Origin of the sequence: Micromonospora sp. U21, assembly GCF_018070045.1 — a bacterium.
GTDB lineage: Bacteria > Actinomycetota > Actinomycetes > Mycobacteriales > Micromonosporaceae > Micromonospora.
Genome location: NZ_JAGPYK010000007.1, coordinates 1 through 20,591 on the forward strand (window position 1 = coordinate 1; position 20,591 = coordinate 20,591).

At 72.6% G+C, this 20,591-nt stretch carries 23 protein-coding genes and 1 pseudogene; 16 read left to right on the forward strand and 8 right to left on the reverse strand.

Annotation, left to right across the window (positions count from 1 at the left end; all coding sequences use genetic code 11):
- Nucleotides 1-31: 31 nt before the first annotated feature.
- Both KBX63_RS11300 and KBX63_RS11305 read left to right on the forward strand, forming a co-directional pair.
- A complete protein-coding gene (locus KBX63_RS11300) occupies nucleotides 32-1,066 on the forward strand; it encodes an iron ABC transporter permease (RefSeq protein WP_210911226.1) in 1,035 nt (344 codons plus the stop codon).
- Nucleotides 1,063-1,878 (forward strand): ABC transporter ATP-binding protein, encoded by an 816-nt coding sequence (locus KBX63_RS11305; RefSeq protein ID WP_210910968.1) that lies wholly within the window; start codon nucleotides 1,063-1,065, stop codon nucleotides 1,876-1,878. Before KBX63_RS11300 ends, KBX63_RS11305 begins: the two co-directional genes overlap by 4 nt.
- 9 nt (nucleotides 1,879-1,887) lie before the next feature.
- Here the strand turns inward: KBX63_RS11305 and KBX63_RS11310 are convergent, their stop codons facing one another.
- The 3 genes from KBX63_RS11310 to KBX63_RS11320 form a co-directional block, all read right to left on the reverse strand.
- Nucleotides 1,888-2,661 carry a VOC family protein gene (locus KBX63_RS11310; protein WP_210910969.1) on the reverse strand — a complete coding sequence of 258 codons (774 nt, stop codon included), beginning with the start codon at nucleotides 2,659-2,661 and terminating at the stop codon, nucleotides 1,888-1,890.
- A gap of 93 nt (nucleotides 2,662-2,754) precedes the next feature.
- A complete protein-coding gene (locus KBX63_RS11315; protein WP_210910970.1) occupies nucleotides 2,755-3,492 on the reverse strand; it encodes an ABC transporter permease in 738 nt (245 codons plus the stop codon).
- A gap of 13 nt (nucleotides 3,493-3,505) precedes the next feature.
- Nucleotides 3,506-4,456, reverse strand: coding sequence for an ABC transporter ATP-binding protein (locus KBX63_RS11320; protein ID WP_210910971.1), 951 nt, complete (start codon nucleotides 4,454-4,456; stop codon nucleotides 3,506-3,508).
- Nucleotides 4,457-4,561: 105 nt separating this feature from the next.
- On the opposite strand from KBX63_RS11320, the gene KBX63_RS11325 reads away from it, so the two are divergent.
- Nucleotides 4,562-4,837, forward strand: a complete 276-nt coding sequence (locus KBX63_RS11325; RefSeq protein ID WP_247662157.1) for a hypothetical protein — start codon at nucleotides 4,562-4,564, stop codon at nucleotides 4,835-4,837.
- On the opposite strand, the gene KBX63_RS11330 is transcribed toward KBX63_RS11325, so the two are convergent.
- The 3 genes and pseudogenes from KBX63_RS11330 to KBX63_RS36390 all read right to left on the reverse strand — a co-directional run.
- Nucleotides 4,817-7,021 carry an AAA family ATPase gene (locus KBX63_RS11330; RefSeq protein WP_247662158.1) on the reverse strand — a complete coding sequence of 735 codons (2,205 nt, stop codon included), beginning with the start codon at nucleotides 7,019-7,021 and terminating at the stop codon, nucleotides 4,817-4,819. The genes KBX63_RS11325 and KBX63_RS11330 overlap by 21 nt on opposite strands.
- A 412-nt stretch (nucleotides 7,022-7,433) precedes the next feature.
- Nucleotides 7,434-7,790: an HNH endonuclease signature motif containing protein gene (locus tag KBX63_RS36385; RefSeq protein ID WP_307871690.1), complete on the reverse strand. Its 357-nt coding sequence runs from the start codon at nucleotides 7,788-7,790 to the stop codon at nucleotides 7,434-7,436.
- 110 nt (nucleotides 7,791-7,900) lie between these two features.
- Nucleotides 7,901-8,296, reverse strand: a pseudogene (locus KBX63_RS36390) (DUF222 domain-containing protein); the annotation flags it as partial.
- On the opposite strand from KBX63_RS36390, the gene KBX63_RS36395 reads away from it, so the two are divergent.
- From KBX63_RS36395 to KBX63_RS11355, 4 genes are all read left to right on the forward strand, one after another.
- On the forward strand, nucleotides 8,280-8,444 hold the full coding sequence (locus KBX63_RS36395; protein ID WP_307871703.1) for a hypothetical protein: 165 nt from the start codon (nucleotides 8,280-8,282) through the stop codon (nucleotides 8,442-8,444). The pseudogene KBX63_RS36390 and the gene KBX63_RS36395 overlap by 17 nt on opposite strands.
- A gap of 368 nt (nucleotides 8,445-8,812) precedes the next feature.
- Nucleotides 8,813-9,397, forward strand: coding sequence for a helix-turn-helix transcriptional regulator (locus KBX63_RS11345; protein ID WP_210910972.1), 585 nt, complete (start codon nucleotides 8,813-8,815; stop codon nucleotides 9,395-9,397).
- A gap of 39 nt (nucleotides 9,398-9,436) precedes the next feature.
- Nucleotides 9,437-10,810, forward strand: coding sequence for an MFS transporter (locus KBX63_RS11350; RefSeq protein ID WP_210910973.1), 1,374 nt, complete (start codon nucleotides 9,437-9,439; stop codon nucleotides 10,808-10,810).
- On the forward strand, nucleotides 10,762-11,613 hold the full coding sequence (locus KBX63_RS11355; RefSeq protein ID WP_210910974.1) for a menaquinone biosynthetic enzyme MqnA/MqnD family protein: 852 nt from the start codon (nucleotides 10,762-10,764) through the stop codon (nucleotides 11,611-11,613). Before KBX63_RS11350 ends, KBX63_RS11355 begins: the two co-directional genes overlap by 49 nt.
- Before the next feature lie 68 nt (nucleotides 11,614-11,681).
- On the opposite strand, the gene KBX63_RS11360 is transcribed toward KBX63_RS11355, so the two are convergent.
- Nucleotides 11,682-12,641: a hypothetical protein gene (locus tag KBX63_RS11360; RefSeq protein WP_210910975.1), complete on the reverse strand. Its 960-nt coding sequence runs from the start codon at nucleotides 12,639-12,641 to the stop codon at nucleotides 11,682-11,684.
- Nucleotides 12,641-13,630: a hypothetical protein gene (locus KBX63_RS11365; protein ID WP_210910976.1), complete on the reverse strand. Its 990-nt coding sequence runs from the start codon at nucleotides 13,628-13,630 to the stop codon at nucleotides 12,641-12,643. Before KBX63_RS11365 ends, KBX63_RS11360 begins: the two co-directional genes overlap by 1 nt.
- 370 nt (nucleotides 13,631-14,000) lie before the next feature.
- Here KBX63_RS11365 and paaA point away from each other — a divergent pair, with 370 nt between their 5' ends.
- The 9 genes from paaA to mqnC all read left to right on the forward strand — a co-directional run bounded on the left by paaA (nucleotide 14,001) and on the right by mqnC (nucleotide 20,188).
- On the forward strand, nucleotides 14,001-15,068 hold the full coding sequence (paaA, locus tag KBX63_RS11370) for a 1,2-phenylacetyl-CoA epoxidase subunit PaaA (RefSeq protein ID WP_210910977.1): 1,068 nt from the start codon (nucleotides 14,001-14,003) through the stop codon (nucleotides 15,066-15,068).
- A gap of 14 nt (nucleotides 15,069-15,082) precedes the next feature.
- A complete protein-coding gene (paaB, locus tag KBX63_RS11375) occupies nucleotides 15,083-15,364 on the forward strand; it encodes a 1,2-phenylacetyl-CoA epoxidase subunit PaaB (protein ID WP_210911228.1) in 282 nt (93 codons plus the stop codon).
- Between the two features lie 67 nt (nucleotides 15,365-15,431).
- Nucleotides 15,432-16,157 carry a 1,2-phenylacetyl-CoA epoxidase subunit PaaC gene (gene paaC / locus KBX63_RS11380; protein ID WP_210910978.1) on the forward strand — a complete coding sequence of 242 codons (726 nt, stop codon included), beginning with the start codon at nucleotides 15,432-15,434 and terminating at the stop codon, nucleotides 16,155-16,157.
- 53 nt (nucleotides 16,158-16,210) lie between these two features.
- Entirely contained in the window at nucleotides 16,211-16,687 is a 477-nt protein-coding gene (gene paaD, locus KBX63_RS11385; RefSeq protein ID WP_210910979.1) for a 1,2-phenylacetyl-CoA epoxidase subunit PaaD, read from the forward strand.
- Nucleotides 16,684-17,793 (forward strand): 1,2-phenylacetyl-CoA epoxidase subunit PaaE, encoded by a 1,110-nt coding sequence (gene paaE, locus KBX63_RS11390; RefSeq protein WP_210910980.1) that lies wholly within the window; start codon nucleotides 16,684-16,686, stop codon nucleotides 17,791-17,793. The genes paaD and paaE overlap by 4 nt, the downstream gene beginning before the upstream one ends.
- Nucleotides 17,790-18,212: a hypothetical protein gene (locus KBX63_RS11395; RefSeq protein ID WP_210910981.1), complete on the forward strand. Its 423-nt coding sequence runs from the start codon at nucleotides 17,790-17,792 to the stop codon at nucleotides 18,210-18,212. Before paaE ends, KBX63_RS11395 begins: the two co-directional genes overlap by 4 nt.
- A gap of 24 nt (nucleotides 18,213-18,236) precedes the next feature.
- Nucleotides 18,237-18,515, forward strand: a complete 279-nt coding sequence (locus KBX63_RS11400; RefSeq protein WP_210910982.1) for a type II toxin-antitoxin system Phd/YefM family antitoxin — start codon at nucleotides 18,237-18,239, stop codon at nucleotides 18,513-18,515.
- Nucleotides 18,512-18,922 carry a type II toxin-antitoxin system VapC family toxin gene (locus KBX63_RS11405; RefSeq protein WP_210910983.1) on the forward strand — a complete coding sequence of 137 codons (411 nt, stop codon included), beginning with the start codon at nucleotides 18,512-18,514 and terminating at the stop codon, nucleotides 18,920-18,922. Before KBX63_RS11400 ends, KBX63_RS11405 begins: the two co-directional genes overlap by 4 nt.
- A 75-nt stretch (nucleotides 18,923-18,997) precedes the next feature.
- The gene (gene mqnC / locus KBX63_RS11410) at nucleotides 18,998-20,188 is read left to right on the forward strand and encodes a cyclic dehypoxanthinyl futalosine synthase (RefSeq protein WP_210910984.1); all 1,191 of its coding nucleotides are present in this window, start codon (nucleotides 18,998-19,000) and stop codon (nucleotides 20,186-20,188) included.
- Nucleotides 20,189-20,591 lie beyond the last annotated feature (403 nt).

Below are 20,591 nucleotides of genomic sequence, written 5' to 3' on the forward strand. Positions count from 1 at the left end.
CGCGACCCCCCCGGGGCGGCGCCCCGCCGGGCTGCGCAAGCGCTGGCTGGTCGCCGGCGTGTTCGCGGTGCTCGTCGCGCTGATCGCCGGGGTGTCGCTCGGCCCGATCAGCCTGCCGCCGGGCAGCGTCGCCGCCGAGCTGCTCAACCTGGTACCCGGGGTGCGCCTGGAGAGCGGGCTGACCGAGCGGGAGATCGCCATCGTCACCGAGCTGCGGCTTCCCCGGGTGGTGCTGGGCCTGCTCGTCGGCGGCCTGCTCGCCCTGGCCGGCGGTTGCTACCAGGGGGTGTTCCGCAACCCGTTGGCCGACCCGTACCTGCTCGGCGTGGCCGCCGGCGCAGGGCTCGCGGTCACCGCGGTGATCGCCCTCGGCGGCGTCGGCCGGCAGGGCGCGATCACCGGGCTGCCGCTGACCATCCCGCTGGCCGCGTTCGCCGGCTCGCTGCTCGCCGTGACGATGACCTACCTGCTCGGTGGCGCCGGCGGGCGGAGCCGGTCACCGGCGATGCTGATCCTGGCCGGGGTCGCGGTCTCCGCGTTCCTCTCCGCCGGGCAGACATACCTCCTGCAGAGGCACTCCGACAGCATCCAGCCGGTCTACTCCTGGCTGCTCGGGCGGCTGGCCACCGCTGGCTGGCACGACGTGCTGCTGGTGCTGCCGTACGCCGTGCTGACCACCGTGGTGGTGCTGCTGCACCGCCGTGAGCTGGACGTCCTCGCGGTCGGCGACGACGAGGCGAAGAGCCTCGGTCTGCACCCGCAGCGCTCCCGCTACCTGCTGATCGCGGCCGCCTCGCTGGGCACCGCCGCGGCGGTCTCCGCGACCGGCCTGATCGGCTTCGTCGGCATCATCGTGCCGCACACCGTCCGGCTGCTCGCCGGAGCGAGCTACCGGGTGATCCTGCCGCTGTCGTTGCTGTTCGGCGCCGCGTTCCTGGCGTTGACCGACGTGGTGGCCCGCACCGCCGCCGCACCGGCCGAGATTCCGATCGGGGTGGTCACCGCCCTGCTCGGTGGCCCGTTCTTCGTGCTCGTGCTGCGTACCGCCCGGCGGGTGCTCACGTGAGCCTCGAACCCGCCGCCGGCCGGGACCGCGTCGCCGGCGCGCCGGCGGTCGAGGTGCGGGGCCTGCACGTCAGCCTGGACGGCACACCGGTCCTCAGCGGCGTCGACCTCACCGTCGCCGTCGGCGAGTGGGTCACCGTGATCGGTCCGAACGGCGCCGGCAAGTCGACCCTGCTGCGCGCCGTCGGCGGGCTGCTGCCCGCGCCGGGGGCGATCTCCCTGTTCGGTACGCCGAGCGCCGCGCTGCGCCGCCGCGACCGGGCCCGGGTGGTGGCCACGGTGGCCCAGTCCCCGGTGGTGCCGCCCGGCATGTCGGTGCTGGACTACGTGCTGCTCGGCCGCACCCCCTACATCCCGCCACTGGGCCGGGAGTCCGCCGCGGATGTGACCGCCGTGCACGACGTGCTCGCCCGGTTGGACCTCACCGGCTTCCACCGCCGCGAGCTGGCCACCCTCTCCGGTGGTGAACGGCAGCGGGTCTTCCTCGCCCGGGCGCTGGCCCAGGGCGCGACCCTGCTGCTGCTCGACGAGCCGACCAGCGCACTGGACATCGGCCACCAGCAGGAGGTGCTGGAGCTGGTCGACCAGTTGCGCCGCGAGCACGGCCTGACCGTGCTCGCCACCATGCACGACCTCTCCCTGGCCGGCGAGTACGCCGACCGGATGGTGCTGATCGCCGACGGCCGTGTGGCGGCCGTCGGGACCCCGCACGAGGTGCTGACCGAGCACCTGCTCGCCACCCACTACCGGGCCAGCGTCCGGGTCGTCCCCGGCGCCCACGGGCCTCTGGTCGTCCCCGTCCGACCGCGCTGAGCCGGCCGGTCAGTCGCCGTCCGGGCCGAGGTCGATGACGGAGAAGAGGGCACCCTGGGGGTCGCGCAGGGCGGCGAACCGGCCCGCCGGGTTGTCCCGGGGCGGCACCAGGATGGTCCCGCCGAGCTCGGCGGCGCGGGCCGCGGCGGCGTCCGCGTCGGCCACCGCGAAGTACACCGTCCAGTACGCGGGCAGGTCGGCCGGGAAGTCGTCGGCGAACGGTGGCATCATCCCGCCGACGATGTGCGTCCCGAGCCGCCACCCGGTGTACGTCATCCCGCCGACGGGCTGGTCGTCCGGCTGCCAGCCGAACACCAGCTCGTAGAAGACCTTCGCGCCCTCCGGGTCCGGGGTGACCAGCTCGGTCCAGCTCATCGCGCCCGGCACGTTGAACACCTCGGCGCCGGGCATCGCCAGCGGTTGCCAGACACTGAACGTGGCGCCCGCCGGGTCGGCGAAGACCGCCATCCTTCCCCGGTCGAAGACCTCGAACGGCGGCACCACGACCTGCCCGCCGGCCCGCTCGACCCGGCCGGCGACCAGTTCCGCGTCGTCCGTGGCGAGGTACGTCGACCAGATCGGCACCTGGTCCGGGATCGCCGGCGGCCCGGCTCCGGCCACCGGCCGGCCGTCGAGCAGGAAGACCGTGTAGCCGCCCGCTTCGGGCTCCGGTGTCACCTGGCCGGTCCACCCGAACAGCTCGGGATAGAAGCGTCGCGCGTCAGTCAGGTCCGGGGTGGCCAGGTCGGCCCAGCAGGGCGTACCCGGCGGGACGGTGCTCACGTCAAGACCCCTCTCGGCCCGGCGGCCACGGCGGCCCCCTGCCGGAATCCTGGCACCGTCCCGCAGCGCCCCGGGGCGGAAACGGACGAATCGTCAGCTGAACCGGCGACCGTCGTCCCGCCGGTACGCCCAGCCGGCGAGCGTGGCGAGCAGCACCACCCACACGCCGAGCATGACCAGCGACAGCGGCTGGATCGGGTAGTCACCGACCGCCGCCCAGATCAGCTCGACCGCACCACGGGTGGGCAGGAACGGCGCGATCGTCTCGATGAACCCGGGCGCCTCACCCGGTGCGGAGAGCAGGCCGCCGCCGAACGCGAGCGGCAGGAAGACCACCTGCGCGACGACGATCGCCGCCTTGCTCGGCAGCGAGTAGCCGATGGCGAGCCCCATCAGGGTGAACGGCACCGAGATGACGGCCACGGTGCCGACGGCCAGGAGGAAGGCCGCCGGGCTGATCCGGGCCGCGGTCAGCGTCGCGCCGATCACCACGACCGGGATCAGCGAGAGGTACGTCAGCGCCAGGCCGGCCAGCACCCGGCCGGCGAACCGGGGTGCCGGCCCGGCCGGCAGGGTCCGGGTGTACGGGTTCCACGGCTGGTCGCGGTCCTCGGCGACACCGACGCCGTACTGGAAGATGTTGGCGCTCATCACCGAGAAGGTGACCATCGACGCGGTGGCGAAGGTGGCGCCGACCGGGTCGTCGCCGGCGAACGGCACCACGAAGAAGATCATCGCGGCGGCCGGGAAGAAGGCGCTGCCGAAGATCGCCACCGGAATCCGGATGATCTCCAGGAGCTGGTAGCGGGCGTGGACCAGGGCGAGCTGCACGGTGATCGCCTCCTCAGGCGGTGGTCGGTCGGCCGCCGGCAGCGGCGGTGGCGGGCTGCGCGGGCTTGCCGCCGGTGGGCTCTGGCCCGGTGGCGGGCTCGCTCCCGCTGGTGATGGCGAGGAACGCCTCCTCCAGCGAGGTGGGCCGGACCTCCAGGTCAGCGAAGACGGTCCCGGCGGTGACCAGCGCCCGGACCAACTGGTCGGCGTCGGTGGTGAGCAGGTGCAGCCGGCCGTCGATCCGTTCGGTGCGGACCACGCCGGGCAGCTCGGGCAGCTCGTCGGCGACCAGGCTGACCCGGCGTACGCCGACGATGCCGCGTACCGCGTCCACCGTGTCGTCGGCGAGCACCCGGCCCTGACCGATCACCACCACCCGGCGGGCCAGCGCCTCCACCTCCTCCAGGTAGTGGCTGCTCAACAGCACGGTCCCGCCGTCGTCGTGAAACGCCCGGATCGCATCCCACAGGGTGTGCCGGGCGGCCACGTCCAGGCCGGTGGTCGGCTCGTCGAGCAGCACCAGCCGGGGCCGGCCCACGAACGCCAGCGCCACCGCCAGCCGGCGGCGCTGCCCGCCGGAGAGGCCACCGGTCTGCCGCCGGGCGAGATCGCCCAGGCCGAAGCGGTCGAGCAGTTCTCCCCGGGGCACCGGGTCCGGGTAGTGCGCGGAGACGAAGTCGACGACCTCACCGACGCGCAGCGTCCCGGGTAGGCCGGTCTCCTGCGGGGTGACCCCGATCTGTCGCCGGGACGCCGGGTCGCGCGGGTCACCACCGAACAGTTCGACCCGCCCCGAGCTGGGTCGGCGCAGACCGACCAGCAGGTTCATCAGCGTGCTCTTGCCGGCGCCGTTCGGCCCGAGCAGGCCGACCAGCTCACCGGCCCGGACGTCCAGGTCGACGCGGTCGAGGGCGAGGACGTCGCCGTACCGGCGGCTGGCCTGGTCGGCACGCGCGAGGATCATGACTGCTCCTTCGACGAGGTGGGTCGAGCAGAGTGCGGATGACTCCGGTGTACTCCTCGAACGCCAGTCGGCCCCCGCCGGCTGAGCCGGATCAGGGTGGCCGGGGTGCGTCCGCGGTGGGTCTTGCTGATCTCGACGTTGCCGGCGTCCTCGAGCTTCTGGTCGAGCCGGGCCGACGACGAGCGGGCCGTGGCCGGCACCCGGGTCGTCTGGTCGGCGCCCCGGGCCGCGGTGGCCGGCGCCCGGGTGGGTTGGCACCGGCTCAACCCGAAGCGGCTAAGGGTGGCGTTCACCGACGGCTCGTGGCTGGCCTTCACGGTGCCGATCGCCGAGCCCGGCAAGCCGCTGCGTGGGATCGCCTCAGCCCTCTCCGGTCGCTGACCAGTCAAGGAGCGGCGCGGGCAGCGGCTCGCGGTGCAACACCGCGAGCCGGGACACCGCACGGGTGAGCACCACGTACAGCCGGTGCAGCCCGCGTGCCTCGGCCGCGACGATCGCGGCCGGCTCGACCACCACCACGTGGTCGTACTCCAGGCCCTTGACCAGCGTCGCGGGCACCAGGGTGACCCGCTCCGCGTCGGCGACGTCGTCGGCGGCCGCGGTCGGGACACCGGCGGCGGCCAGTGCCGCGCGCAGCCCGTCGACGGCCTCGTCCGCGGCGATCACACCGACCGAACCGTCGTGCGCGAGCGCCGCCTGCACCTCGGCCACCGTCGCGGCGGTCAGGTCGGTCACGGTACGCACGTCCAGGCCGCCGTCGCGGCGCAGCGACTCGGCCGGGGGCACGTTCACCGCGAGCGCCGGCAGCAGCCGGTTGGCGAACGCGACCACCGCGGCGGGCACCCGGAAGCCGACCGTCAGCGGGACCACCACCGCATCCGGCTTGCCCAGGTGGGCCAGCGACTCCCGCCAGTCGGTCGCCGCCCACGGCGCCGTGCCCTGCGCGAGGTCACCGAGGAGCGTCACCGAGCCGTGCTCGCTGCGCCGGGCGATGGCCCGGCACTGCATCGGCGAGAGGTCCTGCGCCTCGTCCACCACCACGTGCCCGAACCCGGAGGGCCGTTCCAGCAGCCCGGTCGCCTCGTCGATCAGCACCGCGTCGGCGACGGTCCAGCGGGTCGCCTTCGCCGTACGGGCCGGCTTCGTCCAGATCAGCTGCGCCTGCTCGGTGTCGCTGAGCAAGCCGTCCGCCGCGGTGGCGAGCCGCGCCGGGTCCGCCAACAGGCCGTGTACCAGCCCCTCGGGGGTGAGCGCCGGCCAGACCGCGTCCAGGAAATCGGTCACCGGTCGGCACCGGCCCATCCGCCGCAGCCAGGCGTCGCCGGGCGACTCCGCCCGCCGCGCCTCGGCCTGCCGTTGCAGCAGGCTCACCACCCGCGCCCGGACCCGCTCCCGGCCGGTGCCGTACGGCAGCCCTTCCCGGCGGGTCTCCTCGACGATCCGGTGCAGCGGCTCCAGCCCGATCCGCCACCGGAACGAGCCGTCCGACACGGTGATCGAGTCGGTCGGCGTGCCGATCTGTGCCTGCACGGCGCGGCGCAGCACGCTGGCCATCCGGACGTCGTGCTTGAGCGCGGCGACCGCTGGCGGCTCGACCGCCCGGACCGGCACCCGCGAGATCAACTCCTCCACCGTGGCCTGCTCGACCTCGACCTCGCCGAGGGCCGGCAGCACCGCCGCGATGTACGACAGGAACGCCCGGTTCGGTCCGACGATCAGCACACCCGCCCGTCGCAACCGCTCCCGGTGCAGGTAGAGCAGGTACGCGGCCCGGTGCAGGCCGACGGCCGTCTTCCCGGTGCCCGGCGCGCCCTGCACGCAGATCGAGTCGGCCAGGTCGGCCCGGACCAGCTCGTCCTGCTCCGGCTGGATGGTGGCGACGATGTCCCGCATCGGCCCGACGCGCGGCCGCTCGATCTCGTCGGTGAGGATCCGGCTGGTCGTGCCCAGCTCCTCGCCCCGGTCCAGTCGCTCGTCCTCGAAGCTGGTCAGCACCCCGTTGCTGAACCCGAACCGGCGCCGGACCGCCACCCCCTGCGGATCCCGTGCGCTGGCCCGGTAGAACGACCGGGAGACCGGTGCCCGCCAGTCCAGCACCAACGGCTCGCCCAACTCGTCCGTGACATGCCGCCGCCCCACGTGGTACTGACGCCCGTCATGATCGCCGCCGCCGCTGGCCGTCTCCCCGTCGGTCGCGCCGGTGCGGCCGGTCGTGTCGGTGGCTCCGGTCGTGCCGGTGGCGCCGCTCCTGCCCAACCCCGTGCGCGGGCTCGGGCCCGGCACGGAGTCGTCGTCGGGGGTTTCGCTGTCCTTGGTGCCGGCGAAGTCGAGGCGGCCGAAGAAGAGCGGCGTGGTCGGGTCGTCGGCCAGTTCGGCCACCCGGCGGGACAGCGTGCGGCCGAGCGTCTCCGCGGCGTAGGCGTCGCCGGCCACCTGGTCCCCGGTGGCGAAGAGGGCCTCGGCGCGCTCCCGCATCCGCCGTAGCGCCGCCCGTGAGGTGAACAGGTGTGCGCGCTCGGCGGCCAGATCCGTGTCGAGGTGGGTGTCGAGGTCGAGTGCGGGCATGCTGACGTCCCATCGTTCACATCTGCTGCGCGCTCGCGTGTCCGGGGGCGGATGGCCGGCCGCCCGGCGCGGGGACGTCCGTTCCGGTGCAGGTCACCTCGGCCGTCAAGCGGCCTGCAACCCTACGCTCCCACGCCCGGCCCTTCCACTGAATTACCGAAGCGACCACCCGATGGAGACGGCGTGGCGCCGCGGCGGCGTAGCCGAGGACACCGCGATGCGGCGTGGCGGCGGTGCGGCGGTGCGGCGTGACGGATGCGCGGCGATGCGGCCCGGCGCTGAGCGGTCAGCGTGGCGCCGGACCCTTGTGGCGCTGAGGGTGCGGTGAGGCTGCGTGAGGGCGTTGGCGCTGACGTCGCGGCAGCATGCTTGATCCCCACCCCAGGGGCGGTGCAGGCGGTGCTCCTCGGCGTCAGCAGCGCCGGTGGTAGAGATTGCGGCGCGGGGTGCGGAGCGGGTCGAGCCAGCGGGGCGGGAGGAAGTCGGGCTGGCCGTCGGGCACGATGCGGACCGTCCAGTCGCCCTGGTGAAGAAGGCGGTGGTGGTGGTGGCCGCAGAGCAGGACGGCGTTGTCCAGCGCTGTCGCGCCGCCATCGGCCCAGTGCCGGACGTGGTGACCGTCGCACCATCGGGGTGGCCGGTCGCAGCCGGGGAAGGCGCAGCCGCGGTCGCGCAGCACCAGCGCGCGGCGCAGCGGCCCGGTGAAGAGCCGGCGCTGACGCCCGACGTCCAGGACCTGACCGTTGCCGCCCAGCACGGCCGGCCGCACGGCGGCGTCGCAGGCGAGGCGGCGAACCGCACCCGGTGTGAGGCGCGCCCGGTCTCCAGAGCACCGGCGCGGACGCCGTTGACCAACGCGTCCAGCGACACCGTCACCACCAGCTGCGGCCGGTCGCCGCCGCTGCCTGGCAGGTGACCGGTGCGCAGCGCCAGCCGACAGATCTCGCCGAGCGCGTCAGCCCGGCGCTGACCGGGACTGCGGTCGTCGTGCGCACCTGCCGGGGCGCACAGCGGATCGATCGCCTCGCGCAGCAGGCTCGCGGTCTCGGTGTCGAGGCTGCCGCTGAGGCGTACCTGCCCGTCCTGTTGCTCGGAGAGGGTGACGTGCCGGCGAGCCTCGGCCCGCTCGGCGGCCCGTTCGAGCGCCGCCAGCTCGGCCTGGTCGGCCAGGTCCGGCGCGACGTGGGTGAGGACACGGTCCCCGAGACGGCTCAGGGTGGCGGGGTCGAACCGGTCGGCCCACGCGATGAGCAGTTGAGTGGCCTTGTCGGCCACCTCCGGCCCCTTCGACCGGAAGGGCCGCGATCGTCTCCGCCATCACCCGGCCCTGCTCGACGGTGATGGCGCCGGCGAGCATGGCGTCGCGCACCGCAGACGGCGCGGCGTCGACGGTGGCGGCGAGCTGGACCAGCTGGCGGGCTGATCGACCGGAGAGTCGGAGCCGCTCCCGCAGCCAGACTGCGGTGGACGAGGCGCCCTGGGCGATGGCGACGCCGCGGGCGTCCAGCTCGCGGACCAGCCCGAGCTGGATCGTGGCCAGCCGCTGCGCCACCGTGTGCGTCGCGTCGAGCGCCGCGAGCAGATCGGCGTCGGAGAGCGCCCACGGTGCGGCCTCGACGCAGTCGTCGACGGCCCCTCCCGCCTGCGCCAACGCCGCCAACATGAAGTGACAATAGAACAGGTGTACGACACTTTCGCCCGCCTTGATCGCCGGGCAGCACGAAGGCCGAGGTGCCAGCATGACCGCGGGGGGTGATGGCGGCTCGCGCCGGTGGCCGGGATCATGGGGGCATGACCGAGGCCCGCCCCGAGCCCCGTCGGATGACGATCAGTGACCCGCAGGTGATGCGGGCGCTGGCCCATCCGGCCCGGATCGCGATCATGGAATACCTGAGCAGTCGCGATGGTGGCGGGACCGCCACCGAGTGCGCGGAGATCGCCGGGCTGTCGCCGAGCGCGACCAGCTACCACCTGCGGGCGCTGGCGAAGTTCGGCCTGATCGAGCAGGCGCCGAGCCGGGGGGACGCGCGCGAGCGGGTGTGGCGCACGTTCAGCTCCAACCTGATGGTCGACGCGGGTCGCGATGCCGGTCCGGACGCGCGTGCGGCCGAGCAGGCGCTGGTGGAGGCGCATGCGGCTCGGGACATGGAACGGACCCGGGACTGGATGCGGCGTGCCGGGGGCGAGCCGGCCGAGTGGTACGACGTGGCGCTCTTCAGCGACACCCTGCTGCTGCTCACCCCGGAGGAGATGGCCGGGGTGAACGAGGCCGTCTCGGCGGTGCTGGAGCCGTACCGCCAGCGGAACCGCCGGACCGATCCGCCGTCGGGTGCGCGAGCTGTCTCGGTGCAGTACCACGTGGTGCCGCTGCCGTAGGGGCTTGTGTCATCCGATGTGAAGGAATATTTTCGAAGTATGTCCTTCACAACTGGCGGGTCGCGCTGGCCGGACGTCTGGCTCGCCGCCACCGCGCGGGGCACCACGATCTGCGGTGACTTCCTGGCCGCCACCGCGCTCGCGCTGGCGCTCCAGGGCGCCGGCGCCGGCGGGCTCGCCGTGTCCGGGCTGCTGCTCGCCGCCACCCTGCCCCTGGTGGTGCTCGCACCACTGGCCGGCCGGCTCGCCGACCGGGTGGACAGCCGCACCCTGCTGGTGACCGTCGGGCTGGCCCAGGCCGCGATCTGTGCACTGCTCGCTCTCGTCGATCACCCGGTCCTGGTGGTCGGGCTCGTCGCGCTGCTCGCCTGCGGGCTCGCGGTGACCCAGCCCTGCCTGGCGGCGCTGCTGCCGGCGATGGTCCGCCCGGGCGACCTGCCGCGGGCGAGCGCGATCAGTCAGACCGCTGTCTCCCTCGGCGCACTCGGCGGCCCGGTGCTGGCCGGGCTGCTGGTGGGGCAGTTCGGCACCCGCGTACCGCTGCTGCTCGACGCCGCGACCTACCTGGCACTGGTGGTCGCCGGGCTGCTGCTACGGACGCGGCGCGGTGGTCGGCGGACCACCGCGGTGGTCACCCCGGCCAACCCGGGCGGTACGGCCCCCGCCTGGAGGCTGCGCCGGGACCCGTTGATGCTCGTCATGGTGGTGAGCACCGCGGTGGTGATCGCGGCGATCGGCGGCATCAACGTGATCGAGGTCTTCTTCATCCGGGAGACGCTGAACGGCTCGCCCACCACGTACGGCCTGGTCAGCGCCGCCTGGATGGCGGGGATGCTGCCCGGTGGCTGGCTCGCCGCCCGGCTCGCCCACCGGCTGGACGACGATGGTGCCCTGGTCGGTGGGGTGCTGCTCACCCTGGCCGGGTGCAGCCTGATGGTGCTGCTCGCCGCGACGGTGCCGGCGGCGGGCCTGCTGGTGCCGCTCTGGCTGGTGGCGGGCGCGGCCAACGGGGGCGAGAACGTCTTCGCCAATCTGCTCACCGCTCGCCGGGTGCCGGAGGCGATGCGGGCCCGGGCATACGCGAGTTACGGCGCGGCGGTGCAGGGAGGCTCGATGGCCGGCTTCCTGGTCGGCGGTGCGCTGCTCACGGCCGCCCCGCCCCGGCCACTGATCGCCGCGGCCGGCGGGGCCGGACTGTTGGTGGTGCTGGCTTTCGTGCCGGTCGTCGCGCGGGTGGTACGCCGGCCGTCCCCGGACGAGCCGGGCGAACCACAGCACCAGCGGTCGACCCGCGCGGATGCGGGGTTGGCCACTCCGGGCGGACCCGCCGAGCCGAATCCGGGAGCCGGCGATACGGTCGGGTCATGGCTGAGCGCATCGCACGCCCGCGGGTCGGGCACATCCAGTTCCTGAACTGCCTGCCGATCTACTGGGGTCTGATGCGCTCCGGTGCCCTGCTCGACGTCGACCTGCACAAGGATTCGCCGGACCGGTTGAACACTGCCCTGGTGGCCGGTGACCTGGACATCGGCCCGATCTCGCTGCTGGAGTATCTGCGGCACGCCGACGAGTTGCTGCTCCTGCCGGACCTCGCGGTGGGCAGCGATGGGCCGGTGCTCTCGGTCAACGTCGTCTCCACCCGCCCCCTCACCGAGCTCGACGGCGCACGGGTGGCCCTCGGCTCGACCTCACGGACCGGGGTGCTGCTGGCCCAGCTGCTGCTCGCCGAGCGGTACAACGTGCGGCCCGACTACTTCCGCTGCCCGCCGGACCTGACCCAGATGCTGCTGGAGGCCGACGCTGGAGTGCTGATCGGGGACGTGGCGCTGCGCGCGCTCTACGAGGCGCCGCAGCGGGGCCTCACGGTCACCGACCTCGGGCAGGCATGGCGGGAGTGGACGGGCCTGCCGATGGTCTTCGCCGTCTGGGCTGTTCGTCGTGACTTCGCCGCCGCCCACCCGGGTCTGGTCAAGGAGGTGCACGAGGCGTTCCTGCGCTCGCGTGACCTCTGCCTGGACGAGCTTGACCAGGTCGCCGAGGCGGCGGCGCGGTGGGAGACGTTCGACGCCGCGACGCTGGCCACGTACTTCCGGACCCTGGACTTCTCGCTCGGTGACCGACAGGTCGCCGGGCTGCGCGAGTGGGCTCGCCGCGCCGCCGCGATCGGCGAGGCTCCGGCTCTGCCGGACGGCGGGCCGGAGTTCTTCGCCGGCTGAGCCGGTCAAGCGGGCTGAGCCGGTCAAGCGGGCCGGCCGGCCCGCCCGGCTCGGCGTTGGAGCGTGGGTCAGACGCCGGGGCGGAGCAGCGCCTCGGTGATCTTCTCGCAGTTCTTCATGCCGTAGTCGTAGCCCATGCCGATCGGGTACTTGACCATCACGCCCATCGTCCAGGTGTCGCCGATGGCCAGGCAGTTGATGTGCATCTCCTGCTCCCTGGTCCGGTCGATCCACCCGTTCTTGATGGCGATCTGCTTCTGCTCCGCGGCCGGGAACGCCTTCCGGATGCCGAAGTCACCGGCGCCGCGCACCAGCTTCATCTCGTTGAGCAGCCACTTGGTCCACTTCGGCCCGGCGGCGGTGCCGTCGGCGATGCAGTTGCCCAGCCGGGCGGTGTCCCGGGGGGAGAGCGCCGTCCGGCTCCAGCCGCCGTCGGAGGCGACGCTGCTGTCGGTCAGCTTGCACATGGAGAGCAGTCGCCGGATCGAGGCGGAGCGGCCGACCGAGTTGTAGAACTGCTCGGCACGGGTGTTGTCGCTGTCCCGGATGATCCGGGTCGCGTCGGCGAGCTTCGCGTCGCTCGGGGTGTCGCCGGCGTCGGCCGCGCGGCGCAGGTAGTCGGCGACGATCCAGGACTTGATCATCGAAGCGGTGGTGCTGGTCCCGTCCATGTTCTTGGAGCCGATGATCTTGCCGGTGCGCCGGTCGAGCACGCTCCAGGAGTACCAGCCCTCGATGTCGAGCTTGAGGTCCTTGGCCTGGAACGGCAGCGGCTCCAGGGAGGGGGTGGGGCTCGGTGCCGGCACCGGCTGGCGGGCGCTGCGGTCGGTGGGCGTGCCGGTGGACCGGTCGTTCGTCGTGCTGCCGGCGTCGCCCCACCGGGCGGCGGCGGTGGACTCGAACGGCGACCCGGGCAGCAGCCGCAGCGACACCAGGACCAGCCCGATCAGGATGATCGCGATCGCCACCAGCCGCAGGGGGGACGCCTCGCCGCCGCCGCGCCGGTCGGCCCGACGGTTGCCGGCCATCAGAGCTTTCCGACCGGCTGCTGCGGCACCTTCAGTGCGGCGCCGGGCTGCGGGGTGACGAGCTGGGTGGCCACGCTCGCGCAGACCTGCGCGCCGTAGTCCAGCCCGCTCTTGATCGGGTAGCGCAGCATCACCGCGAGGCTCCACTTGCCGTTGACGGCAAGGCAGTTGACGTGCCAGTTGCCGTCGTAGTAGAGCTCGGTCCAGCCGTTCTTGATGCTGACCGGGCCCTGGGCGGTGATCGACTTCGGCAGGCCGTTGATGATCCCCCAGCGGCCGCCGCCGGACTTGGTCTTCTGGTCCTTGGCCGCGGTGGTGCCCTGCACCTTGCTCATCTCGCTGAGCACCCACTTGGTCCACTTCGGGCCGGCGGCCTTGCCGTCGGCTATGCAGTCGCCGAGCCGGACGGCGTCCCGCGGGGACATCCGGGTGAAGCTCCAGAAGCCCTCGTACTTCGGCACATTGCCGCGCTTGGTGTCGGTCAGACCGCAGATGCTGATCGCACGCTTGATCACCGGCCCCGGCTGGCCACCCGCCGGGACGGCGTACGAGCCGCCGGCGGCCTTGTAGACCGCGTTGGCCGCGTCGTCGTTGCTGTCGCGGATGGCAGCGCTGGCGGATTTCTTCAACCCGGCCGACGGCTCCTTGTCACCGAGTTGGCGCAGGTAGTCGGAAACGATCCACGCCTTGATCATCGACTCGGTGGAGCTGGTCGAGGTCATGTTCGACGACCCGGAGATCTTGCCCGTCTGCCGGTCCAGCAACGCCCAGGAGAAGAACTCGCCCTTGAAGGTCACCGACACCGGGCCGGCGGCGAGCGTGGGCGGTGGCGGTGGGGTGGGTGAGGGCGCGGCGACGCTCCCGGCGCCGCCTCCGCCGCCTCCGATGCCGTCGTCGCCAGCGAGGCGGGCGTACGCGGCGGGGACCAGCAGGACGCCACCGAGCAGGACCGCCACGACGGCGAACACCATGATCACGCGAGATCGCATGAGGTGGGTGAGCTCCAGATGTCAGGGCCGGGGGACCGGCTTGTTGTCCGGGGCGACCGGTGCGATCGCCGAGGCCGGGGGAGGTGGCCTCTGTGGAGCCGGCGATCTGAGCAGCCGATCGTGTGACCGGCAGAAGTCTACGTCCGGACCGGCCGTCCGCCAGAGCCCCACACCTGGCAAAGGGCGATAAAGGTGGGATGTCGCGACGGTATGCGGCTTCTAGGGGGATTCATCTTTGTCCAGTGAGCCAAGTCATAGCCCTCCCTATCGCCCTGCGTGAGACGGAAGCGCCCATCGGTGACCGAACGTGACTCGGGTTTCCTGTTACACCCCCTGGTGCATCGGGGCGCAAGCTGTAACACTTGTCCTCATGTATGGCAATGACTTCTCCGCCCCGGACGACGCAACCGGCGGCGGCCTGCTCGGCGAGGTCGAGGCGGCCGAGGCGGAGCTGCGCGCGGCCGCCGCGCGTCAGCGGCGCGGCGGGCCCGCGCCGGACGAGGACCTGGCGACGTACTTCACCGCGGTGGTCGACGCGGAGCAGAAGATCGAGCCACGGGACTGGATGCCGGACGCGTACCGCAAGACGTTGATCCGGCAGATCGCTCAGCACGCCCACTCCGAGATCATCGGCATGCAGCCGGAGGGCAACTGGATCAGCCGGGCGCCCTCGCTCAAGCGCAAGGCGATCCTGCTGGCCAAGGTGCAGGACGAGGCGGGCCACGGCCTCTACCTCTACGCCGCCGCCGAGACCCTCGGCATCAGCCGGGACGAGCTGGTCCGGCTGCTGCTCGACGGGCGGCAGAAGTACAGCTCGATCTTCAACTACCCCACCCTGACCTGGGCTGACATGGGTGCGATCGGCTGGCTCGTGGATGGCGCGGCGATCGTCAATCAGGTGCCCCTGTGCCGCTGCTCCTACGGCCCGTACGCGCGGGCGATGATCCGGGTCTGCAAGGAGGAGTCGTTCCACCAGCGCCAGGGGTACGAAATCCTGCACACCCTGGCGCACGGCACCCCGGCGCAGCAGGCGATGGCCCAGGACGCGGTGGACCGCTGGTGGTACCCGTCGCTGGCCATGTTCGGTCCGCCGGACGGCAACTCCACGCACTCCGCGCAGTCGATGGCCTGGAAGATCAAGCGCTTCTCCAACGACGATCTGCGCCAGCGCTTCGTGGACATGTGCGTCCAGCAGGCGGAGGTTCTGGGGCTGCGCATCCCCGATGAGGACCTGCGCTGGAACGAGGAGCGGCAGGCGTACGACTACACGCAGCCGGACTACGACGAGTTGATGCGGGTGATCTCCGGCGACGGGCCGTGCAACCGGGAGCGGATGGCGCGCCGTCGGGCCGCGCACGCCGAGGGCGCCTGGGTACGCGAGGCCGCCACGGCGTACGCCGCCAAGCGGGCTGGACAGAAGGAGAAGGTGGCGGCGTGACCGAGCGAACGAGCATGGAGCAGACCCCGCTCTGGGAGGTCTTCGTGCGGGCCCGGCGCGGGCTGTCGCACACCCACGTCGGCAGCCTGCACGCCCCCGACGCCGAACTGGCCCTGCACAACGCCCGCGATCTCTACACCCGACGGCAGGAGGGCGTGTCGATCTGGGTGGTGCCGGCCGGCGCGATCACCGCGTCCAGCCCGGACGAGAAGGACGCCTTCTTCGACCCGGCCGCCGACAAGGTCTACCGCCACCCCACCTTCTACGAGGTGCCGGACGGGGTGGCCCACCTGTGAGCGAGCGAACCAGCCAGCGCAGTGGCGGGGCGCTTCGCGCCGCCGCCGAGCGAAGCGAGGTGATGGCGTGAACGGCCCCTTCGACTTCACCCTTGCCCTCGGCGACGACGCGTTGATCGCCGCGCAACGGCTGGCGGAGTGGACCACCCGCGCACCGGAGATGGAAGAGGACATCGCGCTGGCCAACATCGCCCTCGACCAGCTCGGCGCCGCCCGCCTGCTGCTGTCGTACGCGGGCGAGCTGGAGGGTGCCGGCCGGGACGAGGACGCGCTCGCGTACCTGCGTGACGACCGCCAGTTCCGCAACGTGCTCCTGGTCGAGCTGCCCAACGGCGACTTCGCGGTGACCATGGCGAAGTTGTTCTTCCTGGCGGCGTACCAACTGCCGCTGTACACGGCGCTGGCCGGTTGCGCGGACGAGCGGCTGGCCGCGATCGGCGCCAAGGCGCGCAAGGAGTCGGCGTACCACCTGGACCACGGCGCGTTGTGGGTGAAGCGGCTCGGCGACGGCACCGAGGAGTCGCACCGCCGGATGCAGGCGGCCGTCGACCAGGTCTGGCCGTACACGCACGAACTGTTCACCGCCGACCTGGCGGCGCCGGTCGACCCGGCCACCCTGCGGTCGGCGTTCGACGAGACGGTCGGCCCGGTGCTGGCCGAGGCGACGCTCACCCGGCCCGAGAGCCGCTGGTCGCCGGCCGGTGGGCGGACGGGCGTGCACACCGAGCACCTGTCGTACCTGCTCGCCGAGATGCAGGTGCTGCACCGCGCGCATCCCGGGGCGAAGTGGTGAGCGCGAGGAGTGCAGCGCAGCGGAGTCCCGCAGTCGCGAACGGTGGCGGCACGGTGAGCGACGCGAGGACGGCCGCGGCGAGCGTGGTGGACCCGGAGATCCGGGTGATCACCATCGATGAGCTGGGCATCCTGCGCGCGGTCGAGAAGGATCCGGCCAGCGGGCGGGTCACCGTCACCATCACCCCGACGTACACCGGCTGCCCGGCGATGGACGTGATCCGGGCCGACATCCGCCGCGCGCTGGCGGTCGCCGGTCACCCGGACGCCGAGGTCCGTACGGTCTACAGCCCACCGTGGAGCACCGACTGGATCTCCGACAGCGGGCGGGCCAAGCTCGCCGCCGCCGGGATCGCCCCGCCGGCCCCGGTGCCCGCCGCCGGCGTGGTGCCGCTGACTCTCGCGGTCCGCTGCCCGCACTGCGGCTCGCCGGAGACCGAGCAGGTCAGCCGGTTCGGCTCCACCGCGTGCAAGGCGCTGTGGCGCTGCCGTTCCTGCTCCGAACCCTTCGACCACCTGAAGGCGCTGTGACAGTCACCATCACCCGGCCGGTCCGTCGCCGGCCGGTCTTCCACCCACTGTCGGTCGCCGCCGTCGACCGGCTCACCGACGACGCCGTGGCGGTCACCTTCGCCGTACCCGACGATTTGCGGGAGACCTTCGCGTTCCGCGCGGGTCAGCATCTCACCGTGCGACGGGTGGCCGAGGACGGCACGGACGTGCGCCGCTCGTACTCCATCTGCTCCACATCGGACGACCTGGCCCGGCACGGCCGGCTGCGGATCGGGGTGCGGGAGATCCCCGGCGGCGCCTTCTCGGCGTTCGCCTGCGGCGCGCTGCGCGGAGGCGACACGGTCGAGGTGCTGCCGCCGCTGGGCACCTTCACCACGGCCTTCGAGCCGGACCGGGCGCGGCACTACGGTGCGGTCGTCGCCGGCTCCGGCATCACCCCGGTGCTCGCGCTGGTCGCGACCGCCCTGGCCGTCGAGCCGGCCAGCACCTTCACCCTGGTGTACGGCAACCGCACGGCGAACACGGTGATGTTCGCCGAGGAGTTGGCGGACCTGAAGGACCGGTATCCCACCCGGCTGCACCTGGTGCACGTGCTGTCCCGGGAGCAGGGTGAGTCGCCGCTGCTCTCCGGGCGGATCGACGCCGAGCGGCTGGCCCGGTTGCTGGGCACCATCGTGCCGGGTGACGCCATCGAGGAGTGGTTCCTCTGCGGCCCGTACGGAATGGTGGTCGACGTCCGGGACGTGCTGACCGAGCGCGGGCTGCCCGAGTCGGCGGTGCACACCGAGCTGTTCCACGTCGACGCGCCACCGGAGCCGGTGCGCCGTCCCACGGACCAGGCGGGCGCCGGGGCCGAGGTCACCATCGTGCTGGACGGCCGGTCGTCGAGTTTCACGATGGGCCGCGAGGAGCGGGTGCTGGACGCCGCGCTGAAGGTGCGCGGTGAGCTGCCGTACGCCTGCAAGGGCGGTGTCTGCTCGACCTGCAAGGCGAAGGTCGTCGATGGCGCGGTCACGATGGCCCGCAACTATGCTCTGGAGCCCGACGAGCTCGCTGCCGGCTACGTCCTGACCTGCCAGTCCAGCCCGACCACGGACAGGCTCACGGTCGACTACGACGCATGACCGACGACCGGCAGTTCGTCGAGCGGTTTGCCGAGGTCACCCGGGGGCGACGCCCGACCGGCTTCGTGGAGGCGTGGGAGCAGTTCGTCGGGTTCTGCGAGGAGGGCTACCACGACGTCCTCGACGAGTACTGGTTCGACCTGAGCGTCCGGCAGGCGATCGAGACCGCACTGACCGACGACCGGTTGCGGGGCTTCCCGCAGATGGGTTGGTTCCGGGAGCAGGTCGGGGCGGTGGACGAGCGGTTCCGGGCGGTGCTCTCCGAGGAGCGGCTCCCTGCGCGGGTCGAGCTGTCGTGGTGGGAGGCGTACCTGCCGGCGTGGGCGGGGCCGGTGCTCGCGGCGGAGGTCTGGACCAGCTACGGCGTACGGGTCGAGGTTCGCGAAGTTGATCACCCAACTACAATGGGTGACGTGTAGGACGCCTCGTACTACACTCGTGGTGTGGAGCAGGTCGCGGTCCGGGAGCTGAACCAGCACACCAGTAGGGTGCTGGCCCGGGTGCGTGCCGGCGAGACGGTTGAAGTGACGGACCGCGGCGAGCCCATCGCCCGGCTGGTTCCGATCGTCGCGGGTGGGGCGTTGCTGTCCCGGCTTGTTGCCGAGGGACGGGCAACCGCGCCGACGGACACCGGGCCGCTACCCCTGCCCCCGGTGCTCGGTGACCCTGCGGTCGACGTCGCTGCCGCCCTCGCCGCCGCGCGCGAGGAAGAGCGCTGGTGATCTACCTCGACTCCGCAGCGACCATAAAGCTGCTCCGGCGTGAGCCTGCGACCGAGCATTTGATCGCCTGGCTGAACGAGCGGTCCGGCATGTCGCTCGTCGCCTCCGCGCTGGTCGAGGTCGAGGTGCCGAGAGCGTTGCGTCGGTCGGCGCCGCTGGCCTTGGTGGGGGTGCCTGGGGCGCTGTCCCGTCTGTACCGCGTGGAGATCGACGCCACCGTCCGGGCTGCGGCCGGGGCATACAGCTACCCGCTGCTGCGCAGCCTCGACGCGATTCACCTCGCCACGGCGGCGATCCTCGCCGCGCAGTCCGGCTCGGACTTTGCCGCCTTTGTCGCCTACGACCGTCGCCTGCTGGACGCCGCCAAGGGTGTGGGGCTGCCGGTGGCGAGTCCTGGGATGGACTGAGCCCGGCGCTGGGGCGCTCGTCACCGGAGCTGGAGTGGCGTGTCGGCCCGCGAACGGGCGACGTAGGCTCGGGGTGTGACGGTGAGCCGGGAGATCGACGACATCCTGCAGCGTGGCGCGGACGGCGGGCGGATCACGCCCGAGGAGGCCCTGCTGCTCTACACCGAGGCGCCCTTCCACCCGCTGGGCGAGGCGGCGGACGCGGTGCGCCGGCGGCGCTACCCGGACAACGTCGTCACGTACCTGATCGACCGCAACATCAACTACACCAACGTCTGCGTGACGGCGTGCAAGTTCTGCGCGTTCTACCGGGCGCCGAAGCACGCTGAGGGTTGGACGCACCCGACCGAGGAGATCCTGCGCCGCTGCGGCGAGGCGGTCGAGCTGGGCGCGACCCAGGTGATGCTCCAGGGCGGGCACCACCCGGACTACGGCGTCGAGTACTACGAGGAGCTGTTCGCCTCGGTCAAGCAGGCGTACCCGCAGCTGGTCATCCACTCCATCGGGCCGAGCGAGATCCTGCACATGGCAAAGGTCTCCGGGGTGAGCCTGGACGAGGCCATCGCCCGGATCAAGGCCGCCGGCCTCGACTCGATCGCCGGCGCCGGCGCGGAGATGCTGCCCGAGCGGCCCCGCAGGGCCATCGCGCCGCTCAAGGAGTCAGGTGAGCGCTGGCTGGAGGTCATGGAGCTGGCCCATCGGCAGGGCATCGAGTCGACCGCCACCATGATGATGGGCACCGGCGAGACGCACGCGGAGCGGATCGAGCACCTGCGCATGATCCGCGACGTGCAGGACCGCACCCGCGGGTTCCGGTCCTTCATTCCGTGGACGTACCAGCCGGAGAACAACCACCTGAAGGGCCGCACCCAGGCGACCACGCTGGAGTACCTGCGGTTGGTCGCGGTGGCCCGGCTCTTCTTCGAGACCGTGCCGCACCTCCAGGCGTCCTGGCTGACCACCGGCAAGGACGTCGGGCAGCTCGCGCTGCACATGGGCGTGGACGATCTCGGCTCGATCATGCTGGAGGAGAACGTCATCTCCTCCGCCGGCGCGCGGCACCGCTCCAATCTGCACGAGCTGATCGGCATGATCCGCTCGGCGGACCGGACCCCCGCGCAGCGGGACACCCTCTACAACCGGCTCACCGTGCACCACACGCCGGCGGACGACCCAACCGACGACCGGGTGGTCTCGCACTTCTCCTCGATCGCGCTGCCCGGCGGCGGCGCCGGCCGGTCCCTGCCGCTGGTCGAGGTCAACTGATCCTGGTCGAAGCCCGGCCGTTCGGCTGATCGTGGCTCATGCTCCCGCCCGGCCGCCTCGGCGGTCCGGGTGGTCCCGGCCGCTGCGGCGCCCGAGCTGCCGGTCAGGGGTGGTGGAGATGATCGTGCGCGGCTAGCGTGCCGCCTCATATCCTTCGCCACCGCTCATGGGTCCACACCAACGACCATCCGTCACCGTCCATGGGCGCGGATCGGTGGAATGGGCACGACCTTGCTGGTGGCGGATGGTCTGATGGTGCTGGTCGCGCGACGGCGCGAGACGGTCCTCCATCGGCCCGGGCGGGCCGTTCACATAACGCACGGCGATACGGGCGGGATGGGTGACCATTCCGCCCGTACCGTCTGCTCACCCCGGGCCGGACGGATGAAAAGCGGTCCCGCCC